The sequence below is a fragment of the Parapedobacter sp. genome (assembly GCF_035556095.1).
Lineage (GTDB): Bacteria > Bacteroidota > Bacteroidia > Sphingobacteriales > Sphingobacteriaceae > Parapedobacter.
This window is the reverse complement of record NZ_DATMFT010000021.1, coordinates 220155-239043: the sequence shown is the minus strand read 5'-3', so window position 1 is coordinate 239043 and position 18889 is coordinate 220155. Positions and strand designations below refer to the sequence as shown.

General features: G+C 47.9%; 11 protein-coding genes. 3 read left to right on the top strand and 8 right to left on the bottom strand.

Annotated elements, in window-relative coordinates; all coding sequences use genetic code 11:
• Window positions 1-6 precede the first annotated feature (6 nt).
• Window positions 7-612, bottom strand: a complete 606-nt coding sequence (locus tag VNQ80_RS11515; protein WP_325638668.1) for an RNA polymerase sigma factor — start codon at window positions 610-612, stop codon at window positions 7-9.
• A 379-nt stretch (window positions 613-991) separates the two neighbouring features.
• On the opposite strand from VNQ80_RS11515, the gene lysS reads away from it, so the two are divergent.
• The gene (lysS, locus tag VNQ80_RS11510) at window positions 992-2713 is read left to right on the top strand and encodes a lysine--tRNA ligase (RefSeq protein ID WP_325638666.1); all 1722 of its coding nucleotides are present in this window, start codon (window positions 992-994) and stop codon (window positions 2711-2713) included.
• 36 nt (window positions 2714-2749) lie between these two features.
• On the opposite strand, the gene VNQ80_RS11505 is transcribed toward lysS, so the two are convergent.
• Window positions 2750-3175 (bottom strand): SufE family protein, encoded by a 426-nt coding sequence (locus tag VNQ80_RS11505; protein ID WP_325638664.1) that lies wholly within the window; start codon window positions 3173-3175, stop codon window positions 2750-2752.
• A 52-nt stretch (window positions 3176-3227) separates the two neighbouring features.
• A complete protein-coding gene (locus VNQ80_RS11500) occupies window positions 3228-4469 on the bottom strand; it encodes a cysteine desulfurase (protein WP_325638662.1) in 1242 nt (413 codons plus the stop codon).
• Between the two features lie 200 nt (window positions 4470-4669).
• Here VNQ80_RS11500 and VNQ80_RS11495 point away from each other — a divergent pair, with 200 nt between their 5' ends.
• Both VNQ80_RS11495 and VNQ80_RS11490 read left to right on the top strand, forming a co-directional pair.
• Complete coding sequence (locus VNQ80_RS11495; RefSeq protein WP_325638660.1) at window positions 4670-7402, top strand: outer membrane beta-barrel protein; 2733 nt, start codon at window positions 4670-4672, stop codon at window positions 7400-7402.
• A gap of 103 nt (window positions 7403-7505) precedes the next feature.
• The gene (locus tag VNQ80_RS11490) at window positions 7506-9116 is read left to right on the top strand and encodes a M20/M25/M40 family metallo-hydrolase (RefSeq protein ID WP_325638658.1); all 1611 of its coding nucleotides are present in this window, start codon (window positions 7506-7508) and stop codon (window positions 9114-9116) included.
• An 8-nt stretch (window positions 9117-9124) separates the two neighbouring features.
• Here the strand turns inward: VNQ80_RS11490 and VNQ80_RS11485 are convergent, their stop codons facing one another.
• From VNQ80_RS11485 to VNQ80_RS11465, 5 genes are all read right to left on the bottom strand, one after another.
• Window positions 9125-10768, bottom strand: a complete 1644-nt coding sequence (locus VNQ80_RS11485; protein ID WP_325638656.1) for an FMN-binding glutamate synthase family protein — start codon at window positions 10766-10768, stop codon at window positions 9125-9127.
• 58 nt (window positions 10769-10826) lie between these two features.
• A complete protein-coding gene (locus tag VNQ80_RS11480) occupies window positions 10827-12236 on the bottom strand; it encodes a DUF3748 domain-containing protein (RefSeq protein WP_325638654.1) in 1410 nt (469 codons plus the stop codon).
• A 60-nt stretch (window positions 12237-12296) separates the two neighbouring features.
• Entirely contained in the window at window positions 12297-13661 is a 1365-nt protein-coding gene (locus tag VNQ80_RS11475; RefSeq protein ID WP_325638652.1) for a PhoPQ-activated pathogenicity-related family protein, read from the bottom strand.
• A gap of 175 nt (window positions 13662-13836) precedes the next feature.
• Complete coding sequence (locus VNQ80_RS11470) at window positions 13837-15468, bottom strand: SusD/RagB family nutrient-binding outer membrane lipoprotein (protein ID WP_325638650.1); 1632 nt, start codon at window positions 15466-15468, stop codon at window positions 13837-13839.
• 10 nt (window positions 15469-15478) lie between these two features.
• Window positions 15479-18889, bottom strand: coding sequence for a SusC/RagA family TonB-linked outer membrane protein (locus VNQ80_RS11465; RefSeq protein ID WP_325638648.1), 3411 nt, complete (start codon window positions 18887-18889; stop codon window positions 15479-15481).

Genomic DNA, 18889 nt, shown 5'->3' with positions numbered 1-18889 from the left:
GCTTACTTAATATCGTGCCGTGATATCTATCGATGCCAAATACAGTTTCCTCAGTTTTTTCTTCGCACGGGTAAGGTACGTACGGGACGTGCTTTCGGGTATCCCTAATAACGTCGACACTTCTTCGTGTGAATAGCCCTCCACCTCATACAAATTAAATATCGTACGCTGTATCTCCGGTAATTGGAATAGAAGCTTCATAATATCTTCTACATGCAGGTTTCCCGTTACCTCCACGCGCTGCTGATCGAACTCACCTTCGCTGACATTGTCCAATGCAACAAATTGCTTTTGGGCCCTTAAAAAATCGATGGATATATTTACGGCTATCCGGGCCAGCCAGGCTCGAAACGACTTCTCAAAACGCTCACCCTCGTCATTGCTACGGAATGTACCCATCTTGCCGAATGCCCGTATAAAACTCTCATTCGTCAGCTCCTCAGCGTCATATTCGTTCTTCACATACCGCATGGTAATGGCTTTCAAATATCCATAACAGTTTTTGTATATAAACTCCTTGCTTCGCTCATCCCCCTTTTGGGCACAGCGCCGTACCGCGCTTTCCAACGAGAACGCATTACTTCCCTTCAAGTATCGGATATTGAAACTCACTACGCGGCTACACTCCTAATTATTCAGCTCTTTGAATTTACATTGCAAACTTAGATAAATTCGCCCTTATGTATACAACAATTGCAACATATTAAAACTAAAAGCAAATTTATCAATCTTAATCGGCGGCCGCTGAGAAGGAACTTCACAGAGGAAGTATACGCTCAATTACACCGGGATGTAGCTAACTGTACGAAAATTTAACCATATAACTCTGTTATCTTGTCATCTGCTAGGCAAACGTAACGGAACAGACAAACGCTACACCGTTCGCCCAAAATACATGAATGATTAGCTATCGGCTTACGACAGTCGGCTTACGAATGCTATTTTGCACATAAAAACAATTTATCTAAGTTTGCCGCATAATTCTTACTGAATGAACACCGTACTATCTGAACAGGAAATACAGCGCCGCGATGCGCTCAATAAACTGGAAGCGCTGGGAATAAACCCTTATCCCGCCGAAGCCTTTGACGTCAACGCCACCGCTAACGATATCCTAACGAATTACGAACGCGACAAGCTTAATTACAAAAATGTCAGTATTGCCGGCAGGATGATGGGCCGCCGCATAATGGGCAATGCGTCGTTCATTGAGCTTCAGGATGCCTCTGGGCGGATTCAAGCGTACCTCAAGCGGGATGACCTCTGTCCTGGTGAAGACAAGATATTATACAACACGGTTTTCAAAAAATTATTGGATATCGGCGATTACATCGGCATCAAAGGGTTTGTATTTACCACCAATTCGGGCGAAATTTCCATCCACGTCAATGAATTGACCCTATTGGCCAAGTCATTGAAACCTCTACCTGTGGTAAAATCTGCCGACGGTAAGACCTTCGACGCGGTCACAGACCCCGAGTTCCGATATCGCCAGCGGTATGTCGATTTGGTGGTGAACCCGCATGTGCGCGAAACATTTATTAAAATTTCAAAAATAAAGACCGCCATTCGCGATTTCCTCAATGAACGCGGTGCACTTGAGGTAGATACCCCGGTGTTGCAAAGCATCCCCGGAGGGGCAGCGGCAAGGCCATTCGTTACCCATCATAATGCGCTGGATATCCCATTATACCTACGCATCGCTAATGAACTTTACCTCAAGCGGCTCATTGTGGGTGGTTATGAATGGGTTTATGAATTCAGCCGAAACTTCCGCAACGAGGGGATGGACCGTACCCACAATCCTGAATTTACCGTGTTGGAGTTTTATGTGGCCTACAAGGACTACCTATGGATGATGGAAATTACAGAGCAGTTGTTTGAACAGGTAGCCATTGCCACCAATGGAAAGGCTACCTTACAAGTGGGCGACAAAGAAATTTCATTCACAGCACCCTATCCACGTGTAAGCATCTACGATGCTATCAAGGAACACACTGGATTCGACGTCAATGAAATGGACGAAGCAGGGCTCCGCAACGTATGCACGCAACTGGGTATTCCCACCGATACCAGCATGGGCAAAGGAAAGCTCATCGATGAAATCTTCGGCGAGAAATGCGAACATCACTATATTCAGCCGACGTTCATCATCGATTATCCCGTAGAGATGAGCCCACTCACCAAGAAGCACCGCAGCAAAGCAGGACTGGTGGAGCGTTTCGAACTGATGATAAATGGCAAGGAACTCGCCAATGCATACACGGAGCTGAACGACCCGATCGATCAGCGTGCAAGGTTTGAAGAGCAGCTGAAACTGATGGAACGTGGCGATGATGAAGCCATGTTTATCGACTACGATTTCCTCCGCGCGCTGGAATACGGGATGCCCCCTACTTCGGGAATTGGTATCGGTATTGACCGCCTAGCGATGCTAATGACCAACCAACAAAGTATCCAGGATGTTCTGTTCTTTCCGCAGATGCGCCCCGAGAAAGCCATAAAGCAAGCGAGCACCGCGGATTATAACGCACAGGGAATACCTAATGAGTGGGTGCCCGTACTCCAAAAAATGGGCTTAACTACCATTGAAACACTTAAATCGGCTAATCCTAACAAAGTGTTTAATGATCTCGGCGGACTTCGTAAGAAAATGAAACTTGATATACCTATGCCAACCAAGGAAGAGGTGTTGAAATGGTTTGATAATTGATAATTGACAGTTAGATAAATTATCAACTATCCACTATCAATTATTGTCAACTGCTTGCAAGGTTGCTGCATACAGCTTCATCTGCTTCACCATGGATAACAATCCATTTGCACGAGTGGGTGATAAGTGTTCTTGCAAACCGATTTGGTCAATAAAATAGAGGTCGCTTTCTACGATTTCATGTGGGGTATGCCCCGACAACACCTTAACCATCAGGGCCACCAATCCTTTAGTGATGATAGCATCGCTATCTGCGGTGAATATCACCTTCCCGTCTTGATGGTCCGCATGTAACCATACTTTCGATTGACAGCCTTTAATGAGGTAGCCATCTTCTTTAAATTGTTCGTCGATAAGCGGAAGTTCCTTACCCAATTGGATAATATACTCGTATTTCGCCATCCAATCGTCAAAAAAAGAAAAATCGGCAATCAGTTCGTCTTGTACTTCGTTTATGGTCACGTTATGAGATTTGAGATTTGAGACTAATGACTTACGATTAGAGACTAGCAACTTACGACAGCATCGCTGCCGCTCGTTTAACTCCGGCAACCAACGCATCAATATCTGCTTTCGAATTATACATCGCTATCGATGCGCGTACGGTGCCGGGAATACCGTAACGGTCCATCAGTGGTTGCGTACAATGGTGACCTGTACGCACAGCAATCCCCAGCTTATCCAGGATGACACCCACATCATAGGGGTGGGTACCATCCAGCAGAAATGACAGCACGCTGGACTTCTCCTGCGCCGTACCTATCATGCGGAGACCCGGCACGTCCAACAGCTGCTGCGTGGCATATGCCAACAACTCCTGTTCATATCGCGCAATTTGGTCCAATCCGATCGCATTGATATAATCAATGGCATGCGTCAGACAGATACCTGCCTCGATACTGGGTGTTCCCGCCTCATATTTAAAAGGAAGTTCATTGTAAGTTGTCTTTTCAAACGTAACCTCCTTGATCATTTCGCCTCCTCCTTGGTAGGGCGGCATGGCATCGAGCCACTTTTCCTTACCGTATAACACACCTATTCCCGTGGGGCCATACATTTTATGTCCGGAAAACGCCAAGAAGTCTACGTCCAATGCCTGCACATCTATGGCAAGGTGTTGAATAGCCTGTGCAGCATCCAGCAACACCGGAGCACCAGAAGCATGGGCCAAATCGATGATGTCTTTTACCGGATTCACCGTACCCAGCGCATTCGACACATAGGTAACGGCAACCATCTTCGTTCGATTACTCAACATCGATCGATAAGCATCCATATCCAACTCCCCAGCATCATTGACGGGAATGACCTTTAGCGTAGCCCCCCGTTCCTCACAACACATTTGCCAGGGTACGATATTGGAATGGTGTTCCATTGCGGAGATGATGATCTCGTCACCTGTCCCAACAAATGCGCGGCCGTAACATGCAGCCACCAGGTTGATGCTTTCCGTTGTGCCTTTGGTAAGGATGATTTCGTGCTCGTGTGCCGCATTGACGAATGGCTTAAGTTTCCTTCTGGTCACTTCAAACGCATCCGTAGCCAATTGGCTGAGGTGATGGACTCCACGGTGCACGTTGCTATTCAATTGCGTATAATATTCAACGATAGCGTCAATGACTTGCTTAGGCTTTTGCGTGGTGGCGCCATTATCGAGATATACCAACGGTTTATTGTTTACCGTACGGGTAAGAATCGGGAAATCTTGCCTAATATGATCGACATCAAAACCTTCCAAAACTATCGGCTGTTCCATAAGGCAAATGTACGAGTATTTTTTTGTTATCTGTAGCGGCCAACGCTCACCTGCCACCCCGCTAAACAAACCCTGACAAGTTGATGACATCAGTTGGCACCCCAATCATTTACATAACGAAGCCGTGACATGGGCCGCTAAACCACCGGACGGTCTGATATTTGTGCGCCTACCGCAGATACTAAAACATATATACTTTAATGAAACACTTGCTCTATACAGTGCTGTTATTTCTTTGCGCTCAACCTATCCTTGCCCAACAATATACCCTTAAAGGCACCGTACGCAGTACGGACGACGATACCCCATTCCCGAATGTAACGGTTTTACTCCTCCATGCCACAGATTCCATCATCCTGCGCGAAACATTAACGCTCTCCGACGGCTCGTTTAACTTGAAGGAAGTTGCGGGGGGCGATTATGTACTCCGTTTGCAGTACCTGGGGTACGAACAGACGGATGAACGAGTAGAAATGACTAAAAACATGGATCTGGGTGCGCTCTATTTGCAGGAAGACGCTCGGCTTCTCGATGAAGTAACCATCAATATGCGACCACCCGTTGGCAAACAGCTCGGTGACACCACCCAGTTCAATGCAGCGGCGTTCCAGACCATGAAAGACGCGACGGCCCAGGATCTCATCGAAAAAATGCCGGGAATGAATGGTGAAGACGGCACCCTTCAAGCGCAAGGCGAAGCGGTTGCACAGATCCTAGTGGACGGAAAGCCGTTTTTTGGCACCGATGTCAAAGCAGCCTTGCAGAACCTACCCGCCGAAATCATCCAAAACGTACAGGTATTCGACAAGATGAGTGATAAAGCTGAGTTTAGTGGGTTCGACGACGGCGAGCGCCTAAAAACCATCAACATCATCACGAAACCCAACAGCCGAAAGGGGTTCTTCGGCAAAGCGTCAGCCGGTTACGGTGATAACGATCGGTATATCGTTGGCGCAAGCGTGAACGCTTTCAACGAACAACAGCGATTGACTGTTACCGGTCTGACCAACAACATCAATGCAGTCGATTATTCAGCCGATCCCAATAGCCAAGGGGCGGTTCTCCCACAAAACGGAATCATCAACACCAACAGGATCGGTTTGAATTATACCGATAGTTGGGGCGAGAAAGTGGAACTCAACGCCAGTTACCTGTTCAACCACCGTAAGAATTTCGGCGAGTCATCCCTGTTCCGGGAATATGTGCTTCCAGATGATAACGGTCAACACTATACTGAATCAAGCGAAAACACACGCAGGAATAGGGACCATTACTTTAACATGCGGCTGGAATATAACATCGATAGCAATAACAGAATCCTCTTCCGGCCGGATTTTTCCGCCCAACTGGACAAGGGGAATAGTTTTTTTTCGGGCAAGACATTGTCCGATTCAGGTCCAATCAACCAAACCGAAAACCATCGGTATGCCGACAATTCGGATATTGATTTTAATAGCCGCCTCTATTACAGCAGGCGCTTCTCCAAAGCAGGAAGAAGCCTGCGGCTGAGCTTGGAAACGGGCAACCACAAAAACGATGACGACGCCGAACGGTATGCGGAAAACGTATTTTACGATCCCGAGGAACGTGCGGAAACCATCAGGCAGAACATTGTCCGGGCACGGAAAGGGTTTTCTTGGGAAGCGGGTGCAGCTTACACCGAACCTATCGGCAAATATGGGATGGTGGAGCTGGAATATGAAGTGAGTAACCGCCGCGACGATTCTGACCAACTGACATACGACATGGATGATCTGGGGAACCGTACGCGCATCGACACCGCACTTAGCAATACGTTCAATAGCGATTACCTCAGGCAGGAGGCTGAAATCGGATATCAATACGCGCTTAAGAAATTCCGGGTACAGGTTGAAGCCGAATTCCAACATGCACAATTGAAAAACGACCAGGAATTCCCAAGTCAATTTGCCTTACAACGGTCGTTCAGAAGCGTTTTGCCCTCCGTACGGCTACGCTATAAATTTACCGAATCAAAAAATCTGGAGTTTGATTATGATGCAGGTACCAGCGCACCTTCGATTGGTGATTTGCAGGGCGTTATCGACAATTCAAATCCGTTGCACTTGCGGACAGGCAACCCAGATCTTGACCAATCGTACAGCAACCGTTTCCGCTTCAGGTATCGCAGTTATAATCCCGAAACGGAACGCAGTTTTTTTGCCATGGTCCATTCCTCAACGACATCGAACCGCGTGGTTAACAATACCATCATCGCTGATGAACCAATCGAATTAGCCGACGGCATCATACTCGAGCGGGGGGCACAGCTTACACGACCGATAAATCTCAATGGCTATTGGGACATTGGCTCGTATTTTCATTATGGCTTGCCCGTCCGTTTCCTACCATCCAATTTCAATGTGCATGGCGGCATTCGGCATAGTCACAGTCCCGGTATGGTCAATAACGAAACGAGCATCGTGAATTCCACCCGGTATAGCGGTGGCTTCTCGCTGAGCAGCAATATCAGTGATCGGATCGACTTCAATATCTGGACCCGATCATCGTTCAACAATGTCCAAAATTCATTGCGCCCCACACTCGACAACGACTACTTTACGCAAACAACCCACGTTAACTACAAATGGATTGTTTGGGAAGGACTGATTTACAGGCTTGATCTCAACCACCGACTTAACAGTGGTTTGTCCGAAGGCTACGATAACAGCACCTTTTTGGTGAACATGGCTATCGGTAAGAAATTGCTGAAAAACGAACGGGCGGAAGTAAGCGTGAATGTCTACGACTTATTCGGGCAGAACAACAACATCTACCGTAACGTCACAGAGACCTATATCCAAGACGGTGAGTCCAATGTGTTGCAGCGTTATTTTATGGTAAACTTAACTTATAATATCCGTTATTTTTCGCGCGGTACCACCGAAAAAGATTACCAGGAATTATATAACTGATGAAGCACTAACAAGTAAAATTTCTACCACATAGGCGGTATTCTCAACTTTTTTCATGATTTTTAATCACTCATTATGAGTTAACCAATAAAAACAAGATGGTATGATACACATGAACAATGCATTGAGTCGGCGCTATTTGGGCAAACCTGCCTCTTTTGTACTCCTTCTCGGACTGAGTATTCCATTTATTGCCACTGCCCAAACAGCGTGGCAAATACCCGGGCAGAAGCTGGAACCCGTCGTCGCGCAAATCGTTAAAGAGGCAAACCAAAACTCACAATTGAAATCGCTCGCCCACGAATTGCTCGACGTGGTGGGTCCGCGACTGGTTGGCACCCCCCAAATGAAAAATGCCCATGATTGGGCAGTGGCCAAATATGCCGATTGGGGTATCGAAGCCCGTTATGAAGAATTCGGTGAATGGCGCGGCTGGGACCGTGGCATCTCACACATCGACATGGTATACCCGCGGGTTAAGACATTAGCTGGCACCCAGTTAGCCTGGAGCCCTACAACAGGCGGCAAAGCGGTTGAAGGCGAAGTCATCACACTCCCCGACGTAAAAGATTCGTTGGCGTTCCAGGCTTGGTTGCCCAACGTGAAAGGCAAATATGTCATGATTTCCATGTTACAGCCCACCGGGCGGCCCGATTACAACTGGGAAGAATATGGAAAGCCGGAATCTATTGAAAAAATGAAAAGCGAGCGCGATTCACTGACCAATGTGTGGCGTGATAAAATCGCTGCAACGGGTGTATCAGCGCGCTCCCTGCCTCACATATTGGAAGAAGCGGGTGCTGCGGGCATACTAGAATGCTATTGGTCGCGTGAGTTCGGTTCCAACAAAATCTTTGGTGCTCGTACTACCAAAATTCCGTCGCTCGACATCTCGTTGGAAGACTACGGCGTACTCTATCGGCTGGCAGAAAATGGACACAAACCACGTATTCAGGTAGAAACCGACTCCAAGCACTTAGGCACCGTACCTACATTCAACACCATCGCCGAAATCAAAGGAACAACAAAGCCGGACGAGTACGTCATCCTTTCGGCACACTTCGACTCGTGGGAAGGGGGTTCGGGTGCTACCGATAACGGCACAGGTACCATTACGATGATGGAAGTAGCACGTATCCTGAAAAAGGTATATCCCAATCCCAAACGTACCATCCTCATCGGTCATTGGGGGAGCGAAGAACAAGGACTCAATGGATCGCGGGCCTTTGTGCTCGACCATCCAGAAATCGTGCAAAAGACACAAGCGGTCTTCAACCAAGATAACGGCACGGGACGGGTTGCCAACCTCAACGGATCAGGCTTCCTACACGCTTACGATTTCATGGGAAAATGGATGGCTGCCGCACCGCGCGAAATCACGAGCGACATTGACACCGACTTCCCTGGTTCACCCAGCAGTGGAGGATCTGACCATGCGTCGTTTATCGCTGCCGGCATCCCGGCTTTCATGATGAGTTCACTCTCGTGGGGTTATGGAACGATTACCTGGCATACCAATCTCGACACATACGATAAGCTCATCTTCGATGATCTGAAATCGAATGTTATCCTCATCGCGACACTTGCTTATAAAGCCAGCGAGGAACCCGAATTGGTAAATCGCGAAAAACGCGTGATGCCATTAGGAAGAGACGGCCAACCAAGCCAATGGCCGGTCATCCGCCAACCCCGGCGCTCGGGAGTGGGATATTAATCCCCTCCCTAGCCCGTCATCGGCTTCTTGGCCCAGGCATACTCCACAAAATCGATACCCGAGAAATCCGGTTGGAAGGAGTCCGCGCGGCTGATTTTCATCAGCAATTCAAACGACTTCGGATAAGGCGCTTCCATCAGGCTTCCCGACGGTATATAGGGAAAAGAATCCAGGTATGTTTCCACCTTGTTTGGCGATACCCGTCGGTGGATGTATACCCGGTGTATATCGTCGGGGTGCTTGATTCCTGCCGCCCCCATCAGTTCACCCGCAGCCTTCACTGTCTCGTGGTGAAAATTTGCTACCCGCACACGCTTATCGGCAACATCCAACCCCTTCACCAGTTGGGGATTTTGTGTCGCCACGCCGGTCGGGCAGGTATTGGCATGGCATTGCAACGCTTGGATGCAGCCAAGCGCCATCATCATCCCCCGCGCGCTGTTGCAGATGTCGGCACCCAAGGCGAAATTCTTCACCAGATCAAATCCCGTTGCAATCTTCCCCGCCGCAATAATTTTGATATACCGTTTGAGCCCGAAGCCCGTGAGGCAGTCGTAAACAAATGCGAGCGCATCACGCAACGGCATACCCACCGAATTGCTGAATTCCAATGGAGCGGCACCTGTTCCGCCTTCGCCTCCATCTACCGTGATAAAATCAGGTTGTATCCCGGTTTCCACCATGGCTTTACAGATGGCTAGAAACTCGCTTCGGTGGCCGATACACAACTTGAATCCAATCGGCTTGCCGCCTGAAAGTTTACGCAGCTGTTTTACAAACTGCAATAATCCCACCGGCGTCGAGAATGCGCGGTGAAAAGGTGGTGAGTCGACTTCCTTCCCCACCTCAACCAAACGGATGCGCGCAACCTCAGGGGTAACCTTCACCGCTGGCAGGATACCGCCATGGCCCGGTTTTGCACCTTGCGACAGCTTGATTTCAATCATTTTGACACTGGGATGCACAGATTTTTCGGCGAAAGCCTCTGGATTAAAATTACCATTGGGATGACGGCAACCAAAATAGCCAGTACCGATTTGCCACACCACATCGCCGCCACCCTCCAAGTGATAATCGGTGAGCCCCCCTTCACCGGTATTATGATAGAAGCCGCCAATCTTCGCCCCTTCATTCAACGCCATCACAGCATTCTTGCTCAACGACCCGTAACTCATCGCTGAGATATTGAATACACTGCTGGAATAGGGTTTTTCGCAGTATGGGCCACCCACGGTAACACGTGGGTGTTCGTTAATCTTGAAATAGTCGACCGCCGTAATGCTGTGGCTCAACCACTCGTAGTTATTGTCGTAGACATTCAGCTGGGTACCAAATGGGGTGGTATCCAACACTTTCTTGGAACGTTGATAAATCAAGCTCCGAAACATCCGGCTGAAGGGACGGCCTGTCGTGTCACTTTCCACAAAATACTGCTGTATTTCTGGACGTATACTTTCAAAAAGATACCGCAACCGCCCAAACAAAGGGAAGTTGCGCCGGATGGCCTGCTTGGTCTGTACGATATCCAATATACCCATCACTATGAGGGGAACAACAACGACGAAGCTCCACAATATCGGCTGCCACCAAACGCTAATTATTCCGATGATGGCAACGAGCCACACGGCACTGTAAACGAATTTTTTCCGCATAAGTCAAAGCTGCGAAAAATTAAGCAGTAAATCAAACCGGAACCGACGGACACAAAATCTAGTCGGCCTTTCGCAACAAAAACACCTGAAGGAACCGATTGTTACCTGCCCCAATATAGCGGTTGTAAGCAATAGCATTGCCGTCTGGCGACCAATTTGGTGCACCGATCGGTTTCCCTTCATCGGTAAACCGATCGGTGATCCGATACGTATCGCCCGTTGCCAGCGCTGTGATGAACACACTGTTATCGGCAGGATAAGCCACCCATCCCCCCGTAGGATCGATGTTGAACGGCCCCTGTATGGAGAAATCGTTGCTTGTAATCTGCCGAATTTCTCCCCCGTTGGGTGACAACCCAAAAAGCTGTATAACGCCCTGTTTATCGCTAGCTAAAAAACAGACCAGACGACCATCAGGCGTGGTTCGCAACCAGTGCCTCGGTCCTTCTATCCCACGGGCCGTATGGGTAATGCGTCGTTGTACTACATCGCGAGGAACGCCGGGTCGTGAAGTGGGTGTGCCTTGCAATGGTCTATCACCCGCTTTCATCGGGTTCTTGGGCAAATCCACCACAAAAACTTCGGTGATGGTCTTTCCCGCGTTATCTCGTACATTCCCCTGAAAAGCGATGGCTTTAACTTGCCATGATCCGTCAGCCTTGCGATAACCGCTTTTGCCAATCCAGCACTCGTCAAATGCCCTATCGATTTGGTCGCTTCCCGGTTTCGGTTTTTCAGCAACATCAGTCACGACTACCGAAAAACATGCCCCAGTGTTATTTTCCAATGTGCTATCTTCACCAACCTCCACGGGATGCGGCACCATGATGCCTACGGTACGCAAATCGCTGATAGCTGTATCCGTTTTGGCCAGTTGCTCCATCACATAGTCGTTATAGGTAAAACTTATCCATTTCCCGTCACCGCTCCACGAGTGAGCATGCGTACCGCCCCGCAGTGCACCTTCGGTAAATGGCGGTACAATATCGCGCGCATCCATGAAAATAGGTTCGCCCGGACGGTCAATATCTATCCCAATGCCTGTACGGCGGGTCATCCCATACGGGCGGGATGCGTCCGCATTGCGGATACCATGGATGAACAACACCCTATCCTGCGTTGGAGAAAATGTAGCCGCACCCACTCCAGGTCCGGCTCCGGTTTGATTTGTCGTTTGGTACAATACCCTGACCTCACCAGTTTCCGTATTAACTATCTCGATACTGCCTGTGCTGCCGATTTTGTTGTCGTCATTCCGCGTATCATACACCACCCAGCGGCCATCCTTTGAAAACACCTGTGTATTATGGATGGTGTGCCCCTGCACGGCACTGGTAAGTTGGGTTTCGCTGAAATTCATTTGAATCGGTTCTTTTGGGCCGCAAGTTGACAGACCGAATAGGGTACCACCCAACGCTGCAGCGCCGAAAATACGCATATGCACCATCGGTTTTACTTGCTTGGCCATTTTTAGTTCTCGATATTTGTTTCTCCTGTCTCTCTAGTTTCGACAAGAGCCGTTGCCGAATCATAATATCCCGTTACCATCCGTTACAAACACCCGCGTACTCTGGCTGTAATTTTTTCCGGTAGCGTCTTTATAAATTAAATCGACATAAAATGCTTGGTAGCCATCCGTGGGCAACGGGATTGTGGTCGAAACAGACGCTGTGCGTGGCATGGCCAAGTCCATTGACGTCCAGCTTTCATCACGGAAGTCCCGATCTTCGGAGTATGCACGCCATAGCTTCACCCCTTTCAGGCGCTTTGGTGTAATCTCGATATCCAAAGATACCTGTTGTCCGTTTACGGTTGTTTTCCATTGGGTAGCCGGATAGGGCTCATCTTCAGCAGTGAATCCGAAAAATGCACCCAGCGCCTTAAACGCTTGTTTTCCCCCACCGAGGTTATGCCCCGCATTGGGTACATAGTGCAGGAAGTTCTTCCCCGGGATGCTATCGAAATAATGTTTAACACCATCGACTACCCAGTAAGGATCGTTCGTACCGATGAAAATCATCTTAGGCATGGTCAGTACCGATCGATAGGAATATGGATCGATCATGGTCACCATGTTGCGTCCCTTCTCTGAGTCCATTGCCTGGGGAATGCCCAATTCCGTATAATCTTTGATTTCCTCGCTGTATTCTGCGTACGCCTCCAACTGATAATTCAAGTTGGCCGGCATATTGAGGATGTCAATAACAATCGGAGCAATGGCTTTCACACGGCTGTCTTGGGAAGCACCGGTCAACCAGGTTGTCCAACCCCGCTTGGAAGCTCCAGAGATTACGAAATCTTCGACCCGCTTATTTAGCTGTTTCGTCACCAATTCCTGTATGGCATCCATCGCCCGGATGGCGCTTTTGGTCATCGGAAACAACAAGGGCCAGGTGGGATCGTTATCCTGCTGGTAATTGTGTAAGGTCATGGAAATGAGTGCGTCCTCCCGTTTGCCCCCATACAAAGGCTGCATAGGCACCTGTTTCAATACCGCTGTAATTGCCTTGTTTTCCAATGCGATACTTGCCAGCGCCAAGGCTACGTCGTTCTTCCGGGGATCCCGCCAATTGGGTTCGCCCTCGTTGTTGACACTGCCCCCATCAATGAAAAGTAAAGCGGTTTTACGTTTAACCTTCTTAGGCACAATCAGGGTCAACTGATGTTTCCACACGTGCCCCTGCCAGGTTTGCGAGGTCAATAACACGTCATAAGCCACAATGGGACCTTCCTTGATAACGTCTTTCAACTCCCAGGTGTAAGAAGTGTCTTCCGACTCTAGGTAATGGTACAAGGCATTTTTGGGAGAAACCTCTTCCAATGCAGCCTGCCCATAACTTAAACCAATAGACAACGCCCCTATCCACAATAAACTCAACAAGACTCTTTTCATTTTTCTTCTATTCTGCAACTATTTAATTAATTTCAACATCGTTAACGATCAAGCTCATCCACTAGGGCCAACGCTTTGCCTAGATAGATTTTGCCAATCATCTCCCCCAGACTGATGCGCGAGCTATAAGCGTAGCGCTTAAAAGGTGTGAGAGATGAAACTGACTACTTTTCCCCTACCACGGTTTTCCGGTTCCCTGAATGACCCAGGGTTTTGACCAGGCGCTATTCGCCCCTTCTGATTGAGAATAGGGTGTTTCTTCCAGATTCTCCATAGCGGCTTCGATATTCGTTTTATTCAGATTCCGTTCACTGAGCATATAATAAAAACGAACCGGCACGGCAGCTTTTATTGCCATAGGGCCGGCATGCAATTCAGGAAAGCCGGTTCTTTTATAATCTGCCCACGATTCTGTAGCCGCCTGCCAACTGGCAATCCATTTTTGAACAATGATTTGCTTTTGAGTGCCATCATATGCAACACCGGGTTGGGCTATGAAGTCGGCATATGCATCGCCTACTCCCCATGTTTCAAGCGACGCCTTTATGGCATTGTTATAATAGGTTTCAGCAGTTTCGGGCAAAGACCAGCCCAGCCACGCTGCTTCAGCTAATATGAAATTCACTTCCGAACCCGATAAAAGCCTCGATTTCAGTAGCGGACTATTAAATGTTCTGTACATATCGCTCAACCAGGATACATGTGGATTAAATGCAGCCTGATTCACATCTGGGCTTAAATTGTATGCTGCGGGGGCTGTATAAGACGGAGGAAGCCCAACGTAGTCGGGATTGAGGCTGATATCGTCTACTGTGACTCCTTTCTTTGATAAAATATCCGGGGAAATGTACCGCTTGCCGTCTTCAATTTTGTCTGTACCGTCCGGAAGGGTTTCATCCATCACAATAGGTATCTCCACTCTTTTAGCCCACACGCCCAGACGGGGATCGTTACCGGCCCGCATGGCTTCCACAAGCGTTTGACACATTTTTATTCTCCTGTATTCACTTTCACTTACATCATATACAGGCGTCCATGAAGGCATATTGGCATCATCTGCCGCGGTTGTGATGATCGGATTGTTGGCCGGATCTCCGGCAATTTGTTCGATACCGGCCTTTGCGATAGCAGGCTCTTTGACGGAAAGCCGCATAAGGTATCTCAAACGCAGAGAATTGGCCAGTTTGCGCCACTTAGCCGGGTCGCCCTGGTAATAAATATCAGCCGCTTCGATACTGCTGTTGTATTCGTTTTTACTTTTTGATAGCAAGGTATTAGCCGTTTCCAGGTCGGCCAGTATACCGAGGTAAATATCTCGTTGTTTATCAAAAACAGGGAACATATTTTCATTCCCTCCCTCATCCGCATTGAGTGCAGCGGTATAAGGCGCATCGCCAAATAAATCCGTAATAAGTCCGAACACCATGCTCTTCATCACCAGGGATACACCTTTTTGTAAATCGTATCCCAGTTGTTCCGCCCGTTCGTATACAAACTTATTGTTTCTTAAAATATCATAATAAATCGACCAGTCATTACTCTGTCCCCAGTCGTAATTATTATGCCCGTCGGCCCAGCCGTCTTTCTGCGTATGCTGCATGACCCCGGCAACATCCTGATAGCCCAGGTTTGTAAAGGCCATCCCTGTTGAGGAAAGTACTTTTGTTAACACCAGATTGGGATTCGCCGTTTCGGGTTGAATGCCGTTCGGATCAATATTCAGGTCCGTTAGGTACTTTTTACAACCTAAAAATGAGACTGCTAAAACAATAGCGCAGACTATTTTTATTATTTTATTGCGTAGCATAGTTTAGTATTTAGAAAGTTACACTAACTTTAAAACCAACCGGAATTACCCAGGGATTTACATTATATCGTTCAATACCTTGGGCGAACTGCATACCACCCCGCGTATCACCTACCCTGGGCTGAAACGCATTTTCGGGGTCAATGTTTATTTTAGCTGCTGTCCACAACATGATATTTCTGCTGAAAACAGAAATGTTCACATCCTGCGCCTTCACTCGTTGTACAACTTTCTGTGGCAGGCTAAAGCCCAGCGAAATCTCCCTTAGTTTCAGGTAGGATGCGTCGAATGTAGCCGTACGGGTAAAAGACCAAGGTGTTGCACCTGCAAGGGGGAGTGTTTTGGTACCGCCTTCCTCTCCTATATTTTCTCCCAGGTTTTCTACGTATTGTCCCTGATCATCAAGATATACCCCCGGAATGAACACGCCGCCATAAGGCACGGTATAAGGTCCGTAAACAAAGGGAAAACTGTTGTATTCCGGAGTAGGCCCGCCCACGAGTGGCATGGTACGACCATCCGAGATAATCAGCTTATCCTGATTGGCGACCAGGTAATCTCTTAATTCTTGTCCCTGACGAACGCCGGGGTTGATCAGTCGATCGTAAGCCAGTTGCGAAAGGCCTCCCTCTTCCATATACCGGTACGTTTGCGACATAAAATCACCACCATTGCGCCAGTCAATTGTCATACTCAAACTGAATCCCTTATAAGTAAGCGATGTTTGTGCCCCTAAAACAAAACGCGGATTATAGTTTCCTACCTTATTTTTTGTATTTACGGCATCGATGCTCTGCCATTTCCCCGTGTTGTCCAGTATGGGATAACCGTAATATTTGCTATTTTTATCGGTTACCGTTACGATCTGGGCATCATAGATATCTCCCATTTCATCACCTACATACGTCCAGGCGCCGCCTTTTGCTTCATTCCACGACGTGAAATAAGGAAGGTCGTCAGACAGTTCAATCAACCTTGTCCGGTTTCTGGTAAAATTCACGTTAACATCCCATCGCAGGTTTCTGTTTTCAATGGGTGTTATGCCAAAAGTCATTTCGACACCCTTACTTCTTAACAGGCCGGCGTTAATATTTTTCCGGATGACACCCGATGAAGGGGGCGTTTCGGTACTTAAAATCTGGTTCTTATTTTCAACCATATAGTAGGTACCCGCAAAGCGTAGTCGCCCACCAAACATCGCCAGGTCTACTCCTCCTTCGTACGAACTCGCAATCTCAGGCTTTAGCTGGGCATTTTGCAGTATCGCTGAGGTAGCAAGTTGGGGTACACCCGCAAATGTGCCTGCATTTTCCAACATCGCCATTAATTTATAAGGCTCCGTATCGTTACCTACCTGAGCCACACCGCCTCTTAACTTAAACAGGTTTACCTCGGGTGACATTCCCAGTATTTCATTTAACAGCACGCTTAAAGAAGCGGAAGGGTAAAAATAGCCGGCAGCATCAGGAAGCGTACTAGACCAATCATTACGGCCGGATATATCTAAAAACAAGTAGTCCCTGTAACTCAGGTTCAATAAGCCATATACACTGTTAACGGCTTTTTCAAATCTGGAACTTGACGATACGAGATTACCCATTGCGATATTGGAAAGCGTATAAACCCCCGGCGTAATAAGTCCATTGATGGAAGAAGCATTTGCGTTGCTCCCGGTTTGATAGCGATGGTTACCGCCAACGGACACCGATAAATTAAAATCTCTCAACCCTTTTTTGTAGGTCAGTAAAAAGTCGGCATTATTTTCAAAATTTTTAAGGTTCATTAATCCATATCCGCCGTAGGGATCCTCTGAATAACTTCTGCCTAATTTGGTTTCGCGCTCTTCCGCCAGATTATCTAATGAATACCTGGCCATAAAAGAGAATTCATTTGATATCTGCCAATCGGCCCTGATGTTTCCAAACACCCGATCCCGTATAAAGCCATTATTGATCTCATAGGCTAAGAAATACGGGTTATTAAAGGTAGGCGGTTTGCCGCTTGCTGCCAGCCGCGCCGCATCCTGGGATCGCTGCAGGTATCCTTCCTGTCCCGGCATCCAGTAATCTTTCATATCCCTGATATCGGTACTGGGTGTAACAGAGTAAGCCCATTGCAGTGGGTTAGCTCCCCTTTCCCCGGCAGGGCGGTTGTTGGAATTATTACGGCTCAGGTCCAGGTTGGTACTTATTTTAAAATTTTTACTGGCTCTGACGTCTGCTGCAAGATTAAAGGTATTCCGAAACAGATCGGAGTTGGGTATAATACCCTTGTTTTGCATATTAGCGTAAGAAAGCCGGTAACTTACCAAGTTATTATTATTAGCTACAGATATTCCGTTAATGCTGGTAATGCCTGTTTGTACAAAGTTTTTGACGTTATCAGGGTGCGACACCAACGGCGTTTTTATCTGTTTGCCGTTCTCGTCCACTGGGCTGTTCCATTGCACTTCTTCATATCCTTTATCCAGCTCAGCACCATAATAGCCGTTCACCCAATCCTGCACCAAAGCACCGAAGGGATTTGTAAGTAGGTTGCCGCTTACCGAAACAGGAATAGCAGATATTTGCCCGCTGCCAAACTTTGATTGCACTTTTAGAAAACGATATGGTTGATCAAATACCGTGTTGGTATAGGCATTTATCGTTAGTTTCTGGGCTTGTCTACCACTTTTAGTGGTAATGAGTATGACACCGTTGCCCGCCCTGGAACCGTATAATGCCGCAGCGCTAGGCCCCTTCAAGATCGAAATATTCTCTATATCGTCCGGATTAATGCTGGAGATGGAATTACCGTAATCCACCCGATTATCCACACCATTGACCTGGGAAACATTATTAATGGTATTATTTAAAGGTGTTCCATCCACCACAATTAGCGGTTGGTTATCGTTGTTCAATGAAGTAGCTCCGCGAATCACCATACTTACAGAAGACCCCACGCCACTGGTTTGGTTAATGGCGACGCCGGCGACTTTACCCGCCATCGCTGTCAATATATTTTCCTGCGGTACCCGTACCAATTCCTTCCCGGAAACTTCTTCAATGGAATAGCCGAGCGCCTTCTTTTCCCGGCTGATCCCCAATGCCGTTACCACAACATCATCCAATTGGTGCGAGCCGGGCACCAACGTGACCCGGAGACTGGTTTGTTCCCCCACAATCACTTCAGTTGACTCATAGCCCACCGCAGAGAACCGCAGCACGCTCTGTCTGGTCGCCACTTGGATCTCGAAGGTTCCATCGGCAGCAGTAACCGTAACATGGTCCGTCCCTTTTTCGGCTACTGTAACCCCCTGAATGGGCCCACTATCGTCATGGACGCTACCTCGTATTAAGACCGTCTGTTGTGCTGCCGTTCCCGCTTCCAAGCCAAAAAGCACGAGCACAATGATGCTAAATAAGTAGTAATATCTTTTCAT

Coding starts and splice junctions, on each gene's coding strand:
- VNQ80_RS11490 (WP_325638658.1), top strand. CDS start 7,506: ATGATACACATGAACAATGCATTGAGTCGGCGCTATTTGGGCAAACCT.
- VNQ80_RS11470 (WP_325638650.1), bottom strand. CDS start 15,468: ATGCTACGCAATAAAATAATAAAAATAGTCTGCGCTATTGTTTTAGCA.
- VNQ80_RS11500 (WP_325638662.1), bottom strand. CDS start 4,469: ATGGAACAGCCGATAGTTTTGGAAGGTTTTGATGTCGATCATATTAGG.
- VNQ80_RS11475 (WP_325638652.1), bottom strand. CDS start 13,661: ATGAAAAGAGTCTTGTTGAGTTTATTGTGGATAGGGGCGTTGTCTATT.
- VNQ80_RS11480 (WP_325638654.1), bottom strand. CDS start 12,236: ATGGCCAAGCAAGTAAAACCGATGGTGCATATGCGTATTTTCGGCGCT.
- VNQ80_RS11495 (WP_325638660.1), top strand. CDS start 4,670: ATGAAACACTTGCTCTATACAGTGCTGTTATTTCTTTGCGCTCAACCT.
- VNQ80_RS11485 (WP_325638656.1), bottom strand. CDS start 10,768: ATGCGGAAAAAATTCGTTTACAGTGCCGTGTGGCTCGTTGCCATCATC.
- VNQ80_RS11465 (WP_325638648.1), bottom strand. CDS start 18,889: ATGAAAAGATATTACTACTTATTTAGCATCATTGTGCTCGTGCTTTTT.
- lysS (WP_325638666.1), top strand. CDS start 992: ATGAACACCGTACTATCTGAACAGGAAATACAGCGCCGCGATGCGCTC.